11 protein-coding genes are annotated in these 14,462 nt (G+C 60.5%); 2 read left to right on the top strand and 9 right to left on the bottom strand.

The window, feature by feature from the left end; genetic code table 11:
• Positions 1 to 63 precede the first annotated feature (63 nt).
• The gene (locus tag ACI77H_RS22005; protein ID WP_407013816.1) at positions 64 to 1,242 is read right to left on the bottom strand and encodes an acetyl-CoA C-acetyltransferase; all 1,179 of its coding nucleotides are present in this window, start codon (positions 1,240 to 1,242) and stop codon (positions 64 to 66) included.
• Between the two features lie 57 nt (positions 1,243 to 1,299).
• A complete protein-coding gene (phbB, locus tag ACI77H_RS22000) occupies positions 1,300 to 2,046 on the bottom strand; it encodes an acetoacetyl-CoA reductase (protein ID WP_407013815.1) in 747 nt (248 codons plus the stop codon).
• 280 nt (positions 2,047 to 2,326) lie between these two features.
• Between phbB and ACI77H_RS21995 the strand changes: the two genes are divergently transcribed.
• Positions 2,327 to 3,364, top strand: coding sequence for an AraC family transcriptional regulator (locus ACI77H_RS21995; RefSeq protein ID WP_407013814.1), 1,038 nt, complete (start codon positions 2,327 to 2,329; stop codon positions 3,362 to 3,364).
• Between the two features lie 25 nt (positions 3,365 to 3,389).
• On the opposite strand, the gene ACI77H_RS21990 is transcribed toward ACI77H_RS21995, so the two are convergent.
• A complete protein-coding gene (locus tag ACI77H_RS21990; RefSeq protein WP_407013813.1) occupies positions 3,390 to 5,906 on the bottom strand; it encodes a DUF3141 domain-containing protein in 2,517 nt (838 codons plus the stop codon).
• Between the two features lie 243 nt (positions 5,907 to 6,149).
• Between ACI77H_RS21990 and phaP the strand changes: the two genes are divergently transcribed.
• Positions 6,150 to 6,719, top strand: a complete 570-nt coding sequence (gene phaP / locus ACI77H_RS21985; RefSeq protein WP_407013812.1) for a TIGR01841 family phasin — start codon at positions 6,150 to 6,152, stop codon at positions 6,717 to 6,719.
• Positions 6,720 to 6,754: 35 nt separating this feature from the next.
• Here the strand turns inward: phaP and phaR are convergent, their stop codons facing one another.
• The 6 genes from phaR to ACI77H_RS21955 form a co-directional block, all read right to left on the bottom strand.
• Positions 6,755 to 7,276, bottom strand: a complete 522-nt coding sequence (phaR, locus tag ACI77H_RS21980; protein ID WP_150629539.1) for a polyhydroxyalkanoate synthesis repressor PhaR — start codon at positions 7,274 to 7,276, stop codon at positions 6,755 to 6,757.
• A gap of 229 nt (positions 7,277 to 7,505) precedes the next feature.
• A complete protein-coding gene (locus ACI77H_RS21975; RefSeq protein ID WP_407013811.1) occupies positions 7,506 to 8,774 on the bottom strand; it encodes an OprD family porin in 1,269 nt (422 codons plus the stop codon).
• A 128-nt stretch (positions 8,775 to 8,902) separates the two neighbouring features.
• Entirely contained in the window at positions 8,903 to 10,675 is a 1,773-nt protein-coding gene (locus tag ACI77H_RS21970) for an acyl-CoA dehydrogenase C-terminal domain-containing protein (protein ID WP_407013810.1), read from the bottom strand.
• 60 nt (positions 10,676 to 10,735) lie between these two features.
• Positions 10,736 to 12,406, bottom strand: a complete 1,671-nt coding sequence (locus tag ACI77H_RS21965) for a cation acetate symporter (RefSeq protein ID WP_407013809.1) — start codon at positions 12,404 to 12,406, stop codon at positions 10,736 to 10,738.
• Positions 12,406 to 12,732: a DUF485 domain-containing protein gene (locus ACI77H_RS21960; protein WP_253428087.1), complete on the bottom strand. Its 327-nt coding sequence runs from the start codon at positions 12,730 to 12,732 to the stop codon at positions 12,406 to 12,408. Before ACI77H_RS21960 ends, ACI77H_RS21965 begins: the two co-directional genes overlap by 1 nt.
• A 106-nt stretch (positions 12,733 to 12,838) precedes the next feature.
• Positions 12,839 to 14,461 carry an acyl-CoA synthetase gene (locus ACI77H_RS21955; protein WP_407013808.1) on the bottom strand — a complete coding sequence of 541 codons (1,623 nt, stop codon included), beginning with the start codon at positions 14,459 to 14,461 and terminating at the stop codon, positions 12,839 to 12,841.
• Between the last annotated feature and the right edge of the window lies 1 nt (position 14,462).

Raw genomic sequence — 14,462 nt, 5'->3', positions numbered from 1 at the left:
AAAACCGCGGCGCCGGACTTCGGCACCGCGTCAGCAGTCAAGCAAGCAGTCCTGTGTTTCTTCTTATCGTTCGATGACCAGGCTGACGCCTTGGCCGCCGCCGATGCACAACGTGGCCAGGCCTTTTTTGCCGTCACGGCGAATCAGTTCGTGCACCAGCGATACCAGAATCCGCGCGCCCGACGCGCCGATCGGATGACCCAGCGCAATCGCGCCACCGTTGACGTTGACCTTGCGGGTGTCCCAGCCCAGTTCTTTGCCGACCGCCAGTGATTGCGCGGCAAACGCTTCGTTGGCTTCGATCAGGTCGAGGTCGTCCAGGCTCCAGCCGGCTTTCTCCAACACCAGACGGGTGGCCGGGACCGGGCCGATGCCCATGATCGACGGGTCAACGCCTGCGCTGGCGTATGCCTTGATGCGTGCCAGCACCGGCAAACCGAGGGCCTGGGCCTTGGCGGCGCTGGCCAGCAGCAACACGGCGGCGCCATCGTTGAGGGTCGACGAGTTGCCGGCGGTCACGCTGCCGTCTTTCTGGAACGCCGGTTTCAGGTTGCTCAAGGCTTGCAGGGTGCCGCCCGGGCGCGGTTGCTCATCTGTGTCGAACACTAACGGATCGCCCTTGCGCTGAGGGATCAGGATCGGGGTGATTTCACGCTTGAAATAGCCCGCTTCGATGGCGGCGGCAGCTTTCTGTTGCGAGGCGGCGGCGAAGGCGTCCTGATCTTCGCGGCTGAGGCTGTACTTCGTGGCCAGATTCTCAGCGGTAATGCCCATGTGGTAGTCGTTGAAGGCGTCCCACAAACCGTCCTGAATCACGCTGTCTTGCAATTGCGCATGACCCAGACGCAGGCCGGTGCGTGCCTTGGGCAGCACATAGGGCGCCAGGCTCATGTTTTCCTGACCGCCGGCAATCACCAGTTCGGCGTCGCCGCAACGGATCGCCTGTACAGCCAGTTGCACGGCCTTGAGGCCCGAGCCGCAGACCTTGTTCAGGGTCAGCGCCGGGGTGGTAAAGGGCAGGCCGGCCTTGATGGCCGTCTGGCGTGCCGGGTTTTGTCCCGAGCCTGCGGTGAGGACCTGGCCGAGGATCACTTCATCGATCTGCGCACCGTCCAGACCGGACTCTTCCAGCAGACGGCGAATCACTGTGGCGCCCAGCTCGGTGGCTGGAATCGCGGACAAGGCACCTTGAAAACTGCCAATGGCGGTACGAGTAGCGGCAACGATTACGACTTCGTTCATGCGTGACCTCATTAAAGTGTTGTCCAGCGGGAGCAGGGCGTCCGTGCCCTGATCGGTCTACTGCATGTTCATGCCGCCGTTCACCGAGAAGTCGGCGCCGGTGCTGTAGCCCGATTCATCGGAAGCCAGCCAGGCAACGATTGAAGCGATTTCTTCAGGTTGGCCGAGGCGCCCGACCGGGGTGGCCGCAATCATGCTGTCGAGGATGTCCGGGCGGATGGCCGCAGTCATGCTGGTCTGGATGTAACCCGGCGAGACGGTGTTGACGGTCACGCCCTTGCCAGATACTTCTCGTGCCAGTGCCATGGTGAAACCGTGGATGCCGGCTTTGGCCGCGCTGTAGTTGGTCTGGCCGAACTGGCCGCGCTGACCGTTGATCGAGGAGATGTTGATCACCCGTCCCCAGCCCTTGGCCAGCATTCCTTCAATCACCTGTTTGGTGGTGTTGAACACGCCGCTCAGGTTGGTGCCGATGACCGCGTTCCAGTCCTCGGGCGTCAGCTTGCGGAAAGAAGCATCACGCGTGATGCCGGCGTTGTTGACCAGCACATCGATCGGGCCGAATTGTTCCCGCGCCATCTCGAAGGCCTTGCGCGTCGACTCCCAATCGGTGATGTCGCCGTAGACGCACTCGAACTGGTAACCCGCTGCCAGTTGAGTGGCAATCCAGTCGTTCTTGCGGGCGGAATCGGCGCTGCAACCGACGATGACTTTGAATCCTTCCTTGTAAAGGCGCTGGCTTATCGCCGTGCCAATCCCACCCATACCACCAGTGACCAACGCAATACGACCAAGCGACTTCATAAGCTCCGTTCCTTTTTGTATTTTGCGCTGCAAGATGGGCAGATTGTTCGGTATTGGCGGGGGATGCGGAAGTGTTGGGAGGTGACGGGCTGGTGTCCAAAGGTGCCATGTCCGGTTTAGTTGCATCCGGGCGACGAATGGCTTGTAACAGTGGCTAAAAATGAGGATTACCTATACTGGGATCAATATTGGCAACTGAACCACCCGTTAGTCTTTGATTTATCGCAGATCAGTATGGCTCCGGACAGGATGTCCGGTTCCACAGGTCATTGAGGACGCCATGTATAGAATGAGTTCAGGCTATGCCAGCGTGCTGGTAAATACGCTCTCGGCTCAAGGACTGGATGTTGCCAGTCTGTGTCGGGAGGCTGGACTAGACATTGATCTCGCAAACAAACCAGGAGCGTTTTGCGAGCGAAAGGCCATCTATCGACTCTGGGAACTGGCCGCTGAGGCCTCGGGCGATCCGGACATTGGCTTACGGGCCTATGGCAGTTTCCACCCCGGCAGTTTTCAGATCGTCGGCTACACCATGATGTCCAGTCTGAACCTGAAAAAAGCCCTTGAACGCCTGGTCCGTTTCAGTCCGTTGATAGGCACCGGGTTCAGCCTTTTCTTCACTTCGGAACAGCACCATTTCCGTCTGTCCGGGCTCGACCATCAGCAGCAGGGTTCGGTCAAACCGCGGCAATACACCGATGCCGGGCTGGCGTCATTGCTGAGCTTCTGTCGCAAGCTGTCGGGCGGCAACACACCGCAACCCTTGAGCGTTGAGTTCACTTACCCCGAGCCCGAAGACATCTCCGAGCATCGGCGGCTGTTTGGCTGCAATCTGCGTTTCGACGCGCCTTACGACAGCATTTTGTTTGACGGGCAGGAGCTGATGCGGCCGTTGAGCATGGCCAACGAAGCGTTGGCGGTGCTGCATGACAGTTTTGCCGAGGCGCAACTGGACCTGCTGTTCGGTTTTTGCATTGTCGGCCGGATTCGCGCACTGATTACCGAGCGCTTGAGTCAGGGGCAGGGGCAGTGCGACATGGAGTCGATCGCGGCGGCCTTGAAGATGAGCAAGCGAACGCTGCAGCGTGCGCTGGAAAAGGAAGGGACACAATTCAAGGACGTGCTGAACGCGGTGCGTCGACAACTGGCGGATTTCTACCTGCGTCATTCTCACTTCAACATGAAGCATGTCGCGTATCTCCTTGGTTTTCATGATCACAGCAGCTTTAACAAAGCCTGTAGCCGCTGGTTTGGCATGACACCGGGGCAGTACCGTTCCGATGAATCGTTTGAGATCGAGGAAGCCGCGCCGGTGTGACGCGGTGCTCGTCAGCGGTCCGGCGTTACTTCGCCGGCGGTTTTTTTACTTTGTTCTTGCCCTTGGCAGGTTTGCCCACCGGACTCGCAGTCTTGGCGATTGGTGGGGTGGGCACCACGGCGGTTTTTTGCGCGATCGGCTTGGTCCGTGTCGGCGCGGGTGCGACGACGGGGGCTTTTTGCTTGACCGGCTCTGGTACGACGATCGGAGTTTTCGGCTTGATCGGCTCCGGGGTTATTGCCGGGGTTTTCTCCACGACAACATCGGCTTCACCTGGCGGTTGAGTCAGGCTGAACCCCGGCAGCGGCACATCGAGCAGCGTGTGCAATTCACACCAGGACGGGTTGTCTGCGCCGCTGGTCAGCAGTTCCGGGAGCAAATTGGCGACGGCCGCCAGCACTTGTTGGCGCTCTTCGAGGCCAACCAGCATCAGGGGCAAGCTGTGCAGGCTTTCCTGCGGGTGGGTGGCGACCAGCAGTTTTTGCAGGTGAAGGGTTTCGCGCAGGTCCCGCGGCTCGGCACTGTAGTCCTGCTGCAGCACTTGCAATTGCAGGAGCAGTTTTTCGACGCTTTGCTTGCCCGGTTCATCGCTGTCGCGGCCCAGCAGGAACAGGATCCGGATCAAGGCTTCCATCAAGCCGCCCAGGGGCAGGGCGTCCTGGAGGCGTTCGGTCAGGACTTTATCGTGCTGCCTGGCATGCGCCTGGAGATCTCGCCCCGGTGTATTGCCGGCGAGGCTGTTGAGGACGCCATACACACTATAAAAACTCATCTCCTGAGCGGCATCACGCAGGTCCCGATAGCCGTTCAAGGCGTCCTGTATCTGGTTGGAAAACAGTTCTTGCCAGGCCAGCAACGGATTGGACGGGCTGACGGGATGTCGATCCTTGCTCACTTGAGCGGCACTGCCAGCCAGCCACCAGAGCGCCGGGTTCAGACTGTTCCACATCACCTGTTGTTGGTGGAACGGGTGTGCCTTGCGCATCATTTCAGCGGTCGGCTCGTTGACCAACTGACGCAACCACGGCCGTACAAATCCGTCATAAAGCGTGTTGTTGAAATCAGAGGCACGTTCGACCAGCGCGAATTCGCGATCGTCGTCACGGGGCGGCTGCACTTTACCGTGGATGTCGGCGATACGCCGTGGCTCGAAACGCACGGCGTACGGCGTATCCGAGTTTTCCGGCAGGTCATCGATGAGCATTTCATACAGCCCGCCCGGCAGTTCATTGATCGCATCGACCGCGCCCAGCAACTCACGGTGTTCACGCCGCGCCACTTCACCCGACACGAAGATGCCCAGATGCCCGATGCTCGCGTGCCGCAGGTAAACGATGGTGCGCCCGGCATTTTGCAGGGCGAGATCGCTGGGATAGACATCAGTGATCCAGTCCAGCGCCTGTTGCGGCGAGGTGATGTTGTCGCCATAGGAGCAGAACACCACCACCGGCACTTCAATGCGTTTGAGGTCGAGCCCGCTGCTCTTGCGCCCGAGGCCGCCCGACAGCTGATTGCCGATGAACAGGTCGTCGACAATCTGCTCGATCTCTTCACCATTGAGCAGGGTCGGGCTGCCCCACCAGCGCTCGAAATCGAGAAACCGCGCGGCCTCGCTGTCGACTTCGCTGAACAGGTGGTAGTACTTGCCCCATACGGCATTGGCCGGGTCGAGACTCTCGAAGTTGCTGACCAGCCAGGTGCCGTCGAAACGGTCATTGCCCAGGTCGCTGCCCAGGCGCGCCATCCAGCCGCCACCCAGCAAGCCGCCGGTGTAGCGCATCGGATTGCGCCCATTGACACCGGCCCAGTATGACAACGGCGCGCCGTTGACGATGATCAGCCCCGGCAGTTCCGGGCGGGTCGCCGCCAGGCCCATCAATGCCCAGCCGGCCTGGCAGTTGCCGATCACCACGGGTTTGGCGCTGGCGGGATGTCGCGCGCTGACCTCTTCGAGAAACCGCGCCTGGGCTTCAACGATGTCCGCCAGGGTTTGCCCCGGGCGTGGCGAATGGCTGAACGAGATGAAATAGGTCGGATGGCCGGCGCGCAGGCTTTCGCCGATGACCGAATCCTGTTTGAAACCGCCAATCCCCGAGCCGTGACCGCCGCGAGGGTCAATGATGATCACCGGTTGTTTTTGGCTGTCGAGCAGTTGCCCGGGGCCCGCCAGGATCTGCAGCAACGAGTAGTTGACCGGGCGAGGCAGGTCTTCGCCGGCGACCAGGGTTTCATGATTGAACTTGAGCAGCAGCGGATACCCGGCGCGTTCGTGGGCCAGGGTGTTGTCACCGCGCTGACGCAAGGTGTCCCAGAACAGCACGCTGCGTTGGCCCAGGTCGGTGACGTATTCCTGCCAGTCAGCGGCGTTCGGCTGCTTGAGTAGCCCAAGGCTTGAAGGCGCGTAGGTTTTGGCCTGGCGCTGATGCGTGGCGTCGAGAACGTTGAGGGTGTTGAGGCGCTGGAGATGGTTCAGGTGCTCGAACAAACCGGGCGGAGCTGACCGTCCTTCATCTTGCAGTGCAATATTTTCTTCCTGGCCCATCGTGAACTCCTGACGCCATGCGTGGGAACGTCGCCCTGACTAATAGAAGCCAAGCCGCTCATCCGATTTTCACGAGTGTATAGGGAATTACAGCCAAGGAAGCGAACTTTATTGTGCGCTGCACAAAATAGCCATTGCCAAATGGTTTTGTGCGCTGCAATATCAAAACCAGCGCGATGACTGGCAGGATCGCTATCGCGTCCTCAGGCCCATTCGGGCCTTCCCGTACCAGGAGATTCAAGCATGTCTTTTTTCAACCCGGAAAATCTGCAAACCGCTCAGAAAGCCAACCTCGACCTGTTGCAGCAAATCAGCGGCAAAGTGTTCGCCAGCGTTGAGCAACTGAGCCAGTTGCAGTTCAAGGCACTGCGTGACTCCACCGAAGAGCATTTCGAAGGCGTCCGCAAATTGCTCGCCGTGCGCGACCCACAGGGTTTTGCTGACTTGCAAGCGTCGTTCACCCAGCCAAGCGCGCAAAGCGAACGCCTGGCCGAATTCAATCGCCAGGTTCAGGCGCTGATCGTGGGCACGCAGTCGGACATCGCGAAGCTGACGTCGAGTCAGGTCGAGGCGGGCACCCAGCAGGTGAATGAGTTTGTTGAATCGATCAGCAAGAATGCACCGGCCGGCTCCGAGCCTGTAGTGGCTGCATTCAAGTCGGGCCTGGCGAATGCCGGTACCGTGTTTGAAAGTGCACAGAAAGCCGTGAAGCAGGCAGCCGATGTGGCTCAGAGCAATTTCGACGCTGCGACCGCCGCGACCCAGAAAGCGGCGCCGGAAGCCAGCACCAAGGCCACCAGCGGTAACAAGTAAGTCAAATCAGGCCGGCAGCACCGATGGCGACGGGTTTACTCCCCGTCGCCATTTTTTTTCGTACCGTTTTCTGCTTCAGGTTTGCCGGTGAACAGGCCGAACATGTTTTGTGTGTTCAGGTAGAGCGCCTTGGACTGGTCGACATACTGACGCATCAGGTCCTGCATGACCGGCGCTTGCTGGTGCATGAAAGTGCTCCAGGCCTCGGACGATTGCGCGCCTGTCTGAGACTGGATGTCGATCACGGTCTGAATGCTTTTATCGAGGTAGCTGCCCAGTACACCCTGATAAGGACCGTAGAACTGGATAATCCCCATCAGCATGTCGCTGGTGAAAATCGGCTCACCGCCGCTTTCCGCCTCCAGAATCACCTGCAGCAGGATACTGCGAGTCAAATCCTCGCCAGACTTGGCATCGACCACCTGAAACGCAATCTTGTCGACCACCAACTGGCGTATGTCCGCCAGGGTCAGGTGACTGCTGGTGTGGGTGTCATACAGTCGGCGATTGGGGTACTTCTTGATCAGGCGGGGTGTGTTCCGACTGTTATCTGGCATGCGGGGCGTCTCGTGGCGAGCCTGGTTTGCAGGCATCTTAACCTACTATCGCTACGGTTGCGGGACGGTGTCGGGGAGGGAGGTCTTGTCCGGTATTTCGATTGAGGTTGAGGCCGCCATCGCTGGCAAGCCAGCTCCTACAGGATTGGGGTGTGCCGTAATTTTGTGGGCGACACAAACCCTGTAGGAGCCAGCTTGCTGGCGAAGCGGTGGTGGTCGTTATGCCGTCTTACCAGATCGGCAACGTGTAGCTGACAATCAAACGGTTTTCATCGAGATCGCTGCCGAAGTTGGTCGAGCGCACCGTCGCATTACGCCATTTCACCCCGACGTTCTTCAGCGGACCGCTCTGCACGACATACCCGATGTCGGTGTCGCGTTCCCATTCCTTGCCTTCGGGGCGGTTGCCGCCCAGGTCGATATTGTCACCGGTGATGTAGCGGGTCATGAACGTCAGGCCCGGCACGCCCATGGCGGCAAAGTTGTAGTCGTAACGGGCTTGCCAGGATTTTTCGTCCTTGCTGGCGAAGTCGCCGATCTGTACGAAGTTCACCAGGAACGCATCGGTGCCATTGACGTAGGCGTACCCGGTGTCGCCGCTCATGCCCTGATAACCCAGGCCGAACGCATGCCCGCCGAGGCTGTAAGTGAACATCGCGCCAATCGCGTTGTTGTCGACATTGCTGCCGCCATCATCGGTAGAGCGGGCGAAACGCAGGTCGGTCTTCAACGACTGGCCGACAGTGACCGGCAACACGTAGGTCAGGTTGACCAGGTGCTGGCTGTAGAAATTGTCGAGGTGGCCGTAGCTGTAACCAGTGGCGAGGTTACTGGTCCATTTGTAGTTGAGGCTGGCGAAATCGAAGCTGTCGCTATCCAGATGGCGGCTGGTGATGCCTTTGGCGCCGGTGCGGGTAATGCCCATGTCCTCGTAGTCCGAGGAGTCGCGCTGGTTGACCTGGGTCAGGCGTCCGGCATCCACGCTCAGGCCTTCGACTTCCAGTGAAGTCAGCTGGCCGCCCTTGAAAGTCTGCGGCAATAGCCGTGAATCGTTGGCCAGTACCGTCGGCAGCTTGGGCAACAATGTGCCGAGTTTCAGCGTGCTTTTGGAGGCGCGCATTTTGGCGGTCACGCCCAGTTCACCGTACTCGTCCTGCGCGCCTTTGCGCGTGTCGCGATGGCGCTGGAGCAAGCCGGAACCGGCGCGATCGGGGCTGGAGTCGAGTTTCACGCCCACCAGGCCGATTGCATCGAAGCCGACCCCGATCAACCCCTCGGTAAAGCCGGATTCGTAGCGCATCAGGAAGCCCTGCGCCCATTCCTCCTGTTTCGATTGCGCCGCGTTGGCCTGACGATAATCACGGTTGAAGTAGAAGTTGCGCAGCTCGAGGCTGGCCTTGCTGTCCTTGATAAAGTCAGCAGAGGCGGGGGCCGAGAGGCTGATGACGCCACTGGCCAGTAACAGTCGGGTAGCGCGAATGCGGGTGTTGCGATCCATGGTGAAGCCCCTTTGTTTTTATTATGGAATGACGGCTTGCGCAGCCCTCGCCAATCGGGCGAGGGCTTATCAAGAAAAAACGCGAGCGCCGAAAAGAGAGGAGCGTGGCGCCGCGTGCGGTTCAATCGTTAGAACTGCTCGGCACTCAGACCGAACAACGAGGCACTGCCGGCGCGAATCGACTGTTCGAGGCTCAAAATGCGCGGCAGCAAGCGATGGATGTAGAAGTCTGCGGTGGCAATTTTCGCCCCGTAGAACGCTTCGTCGTCGCCCCGTTTTTTCTGGGCAACCTGCGCCATGCGCGCCCACAACCAGGCGTAGGCGACGTAACCGAACAGGTGCAAATACTCCACGGAAGCGGCGCCGATTTCGTTGCGGTTGGTCGCCGCCCGGTCCTGCAACCAGTCGCTGAGGTCTTCCAGGCGTTGCACGGCATCGAACAGTTGCGCGGAGTAGGGCGCGTCAGGCTGATGCGCGAAATGGCGGATCTCGCCGGTGAACTGACGCAACGCGGCGCCGTTGTCGGCCAGCACTTTGCGCCCGAGCAGGTCCAGCGCCTGGATGCCGTTGGTGCCTTCGTAGATCTGCGCGATGCGCACGTCGCGGACCAATTGCTCCTGGCCCCATTCGCGGATGTAGCCATGGCCGCCGAACACTTGCTGGCCGTTGATGCAACTCTCCAGACCGGTGTCGGTGAAGAAGGCCTTGGCAATCGGCGTCAGCAACGCGACCAAGGTCTGCGCGCTGTCGCGCTCTTGCGCATCGTCGGAGAACTTCGCCAGATCGAGCTGCTGCCCGACGTAACTGGCGAACGCACGGCCACCTTCGGTCATGGCTTTCATGCTGAGCAGCATGCGCCGCACATCAGGGTGAACGATGATCGGATCGGCGACTTTGTCCGCGGCCACGGCGCCGGTCGGGGCGCGGCTCTGAATGCGTTCACGGGCGTAGGCCACGGCGCTTTGATAGGACGCTTCGGCGCAGCCAATGCCTTGAATGCCGATGGACAGGCGTTCGTAATTCATCATGGTGAACATCGCCGCCAGGCCTTTGTTGGCTTCGCCCACCAGCCAGCCGTTGGCGCCGTCGAAATTCATCACGCAGGTGGCCGAGGCCTTGATGCCCATCTTGTGTTCGATCGAACCGCAACTCACGGCGTTGGCATCACCGAGTGAACCATCGGCATTGACCAGCACCTTGGGCACCACAAACAGCGAGATGCCTTTCGGCCCGGCCGGTGCGTCCGGCAGTTTGGCCAGCACCAGATGGATGATGTTTTCGGTCAGGTCCTGATCGCCACCGGTGATGAAGATCTTGCTGCCAGTGATGCTGAAACTGCCGTCTGCCTGAGGTTCGGCGCGGGTGCGAATGAGCCCCAGGTCGGTGCCGGCATGGGCTTCGGTCAGGCACATGGACCCGGCCCAGCGACCTTCATACATCGGCGGCAGGTACAGGTCTTTCAACGTGTCGCTGGCGTGAGCATCCAGTGCCAGGCAGGCGCCGGAGCTCAATGCCGAATACAGCGCGAAACTGGAATTGGCGCCGTAGAGCATTTCTTCGAACTGCACGGCCAGCATCTTCGGCATGCCCATGCCGCCGTATTCGACGTTACCGGACAAACCGACCCAGCCACCTTCAATGTACGTGGCATACGCCTGTTTGAAGCCGATCGGCGTCGTGACTTGGCCTTCATGCCACTGCGCGCCTTCTTCGTCGCCGCTGCGGTTCAAGGGGGCGATCAGGTGCGCGGTGACTTTCCCCGCTTCCTCCAGGATCGCGTCGGCGATGCCGGCATCGATGTTGTCAGCCAGGGCAGGCAGGCGCGCCCACAGGGCCGGGGCGTCGAACACTTCATGCAGGACGAAGCGCAGGTCGCGCAGGGGGGCTTTGAATTCGGGCATAACGTGAACCTCGACAGGACGGTTGTGCACGGCGCCGCAAACGGGCGCCGTGCCTTTCAATCAATGACTGGAAGCGGCGGCAGCACCAAGGCCGGTCTGGGCGCGTACAAACTGGTCGGCGTAGGCGTCACGTTCCTTGTCGGCCCGCACGCTGCGGTCGAGTCGGGACACGACGACGATCACCAGGAACGCCAGCGGCATGGAAAACAGCGCGGGGTGGTCGTACGGGAAGATCGCGTGAGCATGACCGAGCACGGTCACCCACACGGCCGGGGACAGGATCACCAGCACCAGCGCACAGATCAGGCCGGCGAAACCGCCGATGATCGCGCCTTTGGTGGTCAGGCCTTTCCAGTACATGGCCATGATCAGCACCGGGAAGTTGGTCGAGGCGGCGATGCCGAAGGTCAGGCCCACCAGGAACGCGACGTTCATCTTCTCGAACAGAATGCCCAGCAGAATCGCGATGATGCCCAAGCCCACGGTGGCCATGCGGGTGACGCGCATTTCCTGTTTCTGGGTGGCCTTGCCTTTCTTGAACACGGTGGCGTAGAGGTCGTGGGAAATCGCCGATGCACCGGCCAGGGCCAGCCCGGAGACCACCGCAAGGATGGTGGCGAACGCCACGGCCGAGAGGAACCCGAAGAACAGATTGCCACCCACTGCTTTGGCCAGGTGCATCGCGACCATATTGCCGCCGCCGATCAAGGCACCGCCGACTTCGCCATTGACGTAGTACTGCGGATCGGTGCCGATGATCACCATCGCCGCGAAGCCCAGGGTGCACACCACCAGGAAGAAGAAACCGATGAAACCGGTGGCGTAGAACACCGATTTACGCGCTTCCTTGGCATTGGGCACGGTGAAGAAACGCATCAGAATGTGCGGCAAACCGGCGATGCCGAACACCAGGCCGAGGGACATCGACGCCGTGTTGATCGGGTCGGCGAGCATTGAGCCGGGGCCCATGATGTTCCAGCCGCTGGCATGCGCCTCGACCGCTTTGGTGGCGAGGGTTTCGTAGCTGAAACCGAATTGCGACATGGCCATGACCGCGAGGGTCGTACCGCCAGCGAGCAGCAGCACAGCCTTGATGATCTGCACCCAGGTGGTGGCGATCATCCCGCCGAAAATCACATACACCAGCATCAACGCACCGACGATCACCACCGCTACCGGGTAGTCAAGGCCGAAGAGCAATTTGATCAACTGGCCGGCACCGACCATCTGCACGATCAGGTAGCAGCACACCACCGTCAACGAACCGAACGCAGCGAAGATCCGCACTTTGTTCTGGTCCAGTCGATAGGAGACGATGTCGGCAAAGGTGTAACGCCCCAGATTGCGCAGCCGCTCGGCCATCAAAAAGGTGATGATCGGCCAGCCGACAAAGAAGCCGATGGTGTAGATGAAACCGTCGTAACCCTTGGCGAACACCAGGCTCGACAGCCCCAGCAGCGTCGCGGCAGACATGTAGTCACCGGCAATCGCCAGGCCGTTTTGAAACCCGGTGATGCCACCGCCAGCGGTGTAGAAGTCCGAGGTGGATTTGGTCTGGCGCGCGGCCCACCAGGTGATCGCCAGCGTGCCGAGGACGAACAGGAAAAACATGCCGATCGCATGCAGGTTCAGCGGTTGTTTTTCTATGGCACCCAACGCGGGTGCAGCGAACACAGCGGAGGCCGGCAACAGGCAGGCAGCGGCGAGGATGAGTTTACGTGGCAGGGTCATCACTTGCTCTCCTCAAGAATGGCCGCACCCAGTGCATCGAAGCGCGTGTTGGCGCTGTAGACATACCAACCAGTCAGCAGCCAGGAAAAAATGATGATCGCCGCGCCAACCGGCATGCCCAGGGTCAACATCCGATGCTCGCCGAGCGGTGCGTGCAGCCACTGCGGGGCAAACGCCACCACGAGCATGAACAGGTAATAAGTGCCCAGCACGGCAGCACTCAACGACCAGGCCAGGCGCGAACGGCTGCTGACCAATTGAAGGAATTTCGGGTTGCTCCGAATACGTTCACAGCGTTGGGTATCGGTTGCATGGATGTCGATCATGGTGCGCTCCACATTGTTGTTGTTATCGAAGGCCGAATTCGGCCTGCACGAGCCCGAAGCGGCAGGTAAGACACCTGCCGCCTGATAGGTGAAACGTGGGTGAGGGTTAGAGGGCCTTGGCCCTGTCGCGCAGCACGTACTTCTGGATCTTGCCGGTGGAAGTCTTCGGCAGCAGGGTGAAAATCACCGTGCGCGGGACTTTGAAACCGGCCAGGTGTTCGCGGCAGAAACTGATGATGTCGGCTTCGCGAACGTCCTGGTGATCCGCCTTCAAGGTGATGAAGGCGCAGGGCGTTTCGCCCCATTTTTCATCGGGGCGGGCGACCACCGCGGCTTCCATCACGCCCGGATGGCGGTAGAGCACGCCTTCGAGTTCGATGGTGGAAATGTTCTCGCCACCGGAAATGATGATGTCTTTGAGGCGGTCCTTGATCTCGACATAACCGTCGGGATGACACACCGCCAGGTCGCCGGTATGGAACCAGCCGCCCTCGAACGCTTCGGCGGTGGCCGTCGGGTTTTTCAGGTAGCCCTTCATCACGGTGTTGCCGCGCATGAACACTTCGCCGATGGTCTGGCCATCGCGCGGGGTCGGCTCCAAGGTCTTCGAATCGCCGACCATCACACCTTCGAGCGTCGGGTAGCGCACGCCCTGACGGGATTTGATCTGCGCCCGTTCATCCAGCGGCAGTTCGTCCCATTCGGCATGCCAGGCACACAGGGTCACCGGGCCATAGGTTTCGGTCAGACCGTAGACGTGGGTGACCTTGATGCCCATTTCTTCCACGGCACCAATGACTTTGGCCGGCGGTGCAGCACCGGCGACCATGGCGTTGACCGGGTGATCGATGGCTGCCTTCGCCGATTCCGGCATGTTGACCAGCGCATTGAGCACGATCGGCGCGCCGCACAGGTGGGTGACCTGGTGTTCGCGGATCAGCGTAAGGATTTTCTGTGGATCGACCCGGCGCAGGAACACATGCACCCCGGCCAGCGCAGTGATGGTCCACGGGTAGCACCAGCCGTTGCAATGGAACATCGGCAGGGTCCAGAGGTACACCGGATGGTTGCCCATGGCCCAGGTCATCTGGTTGCCCAAGGCATTCAGATAAGCGCCGCGGTGGTGATAGACCACGCCTTTGGGGTTGCCGGTGGTGCCGGAGGTGTAGTTCAGCGAGATGGCTTGCCACTCGTTGGCCGGCCATTGCCAGGCGAACGCCGGGTCGCCTTCGGCCAGCAACGCTTCATAGTCCAGATCGCTGACGGCCTGGCCTTCGCCGTACTCCGGGTCGTTGACGTCGATCACCAGCGGCGGGTGATCGAGCATGCCGATGGCGGCGTGAATCACGTTATGGAACTCGCGGTCGGTGATCAGCACCTTGGCCTCGCCATGTTGCAGCATGAAGGCAATGGCTTCGGCATCCAGGCGCACGTTGAGCGGGTTGAGCACGGCGCCGATCATCGGCACGCCGAAATGCACTTCAAGCATTTCCGGGATATTGGGCAGCATCACCGCCACGGTGTCGTTCTTGCCGATGCCGCGCCCGGCCAGCGCCGATGCCAGGCGTCGGCAACGGGTGTAGGTCTGCGCCCAGGTACGGCGAATCGAGCCGTGGATGACGGCGGGGTAGTCGGGGTAAACGTTGGCAGTGCGCTCGAGGAAGCTGAGCGGAGACAAGGCGATGTGATTGACAGCCGAAGGGCCTAGCCCTTGTTCATAGATCGACATG

This window comes from Pseudomonas sp. O230 (genome assembly GCF_045447035.1).
Classification (GTDB): Bacteria; Pseudomonadota; Gammaproteobacteria; order Pseudomonadales; family Pseudomonadaceae; genus Aquipseudomonas.
This window is presented reverse-complemented; position numbering and strand designations above follow the sequence as displayed.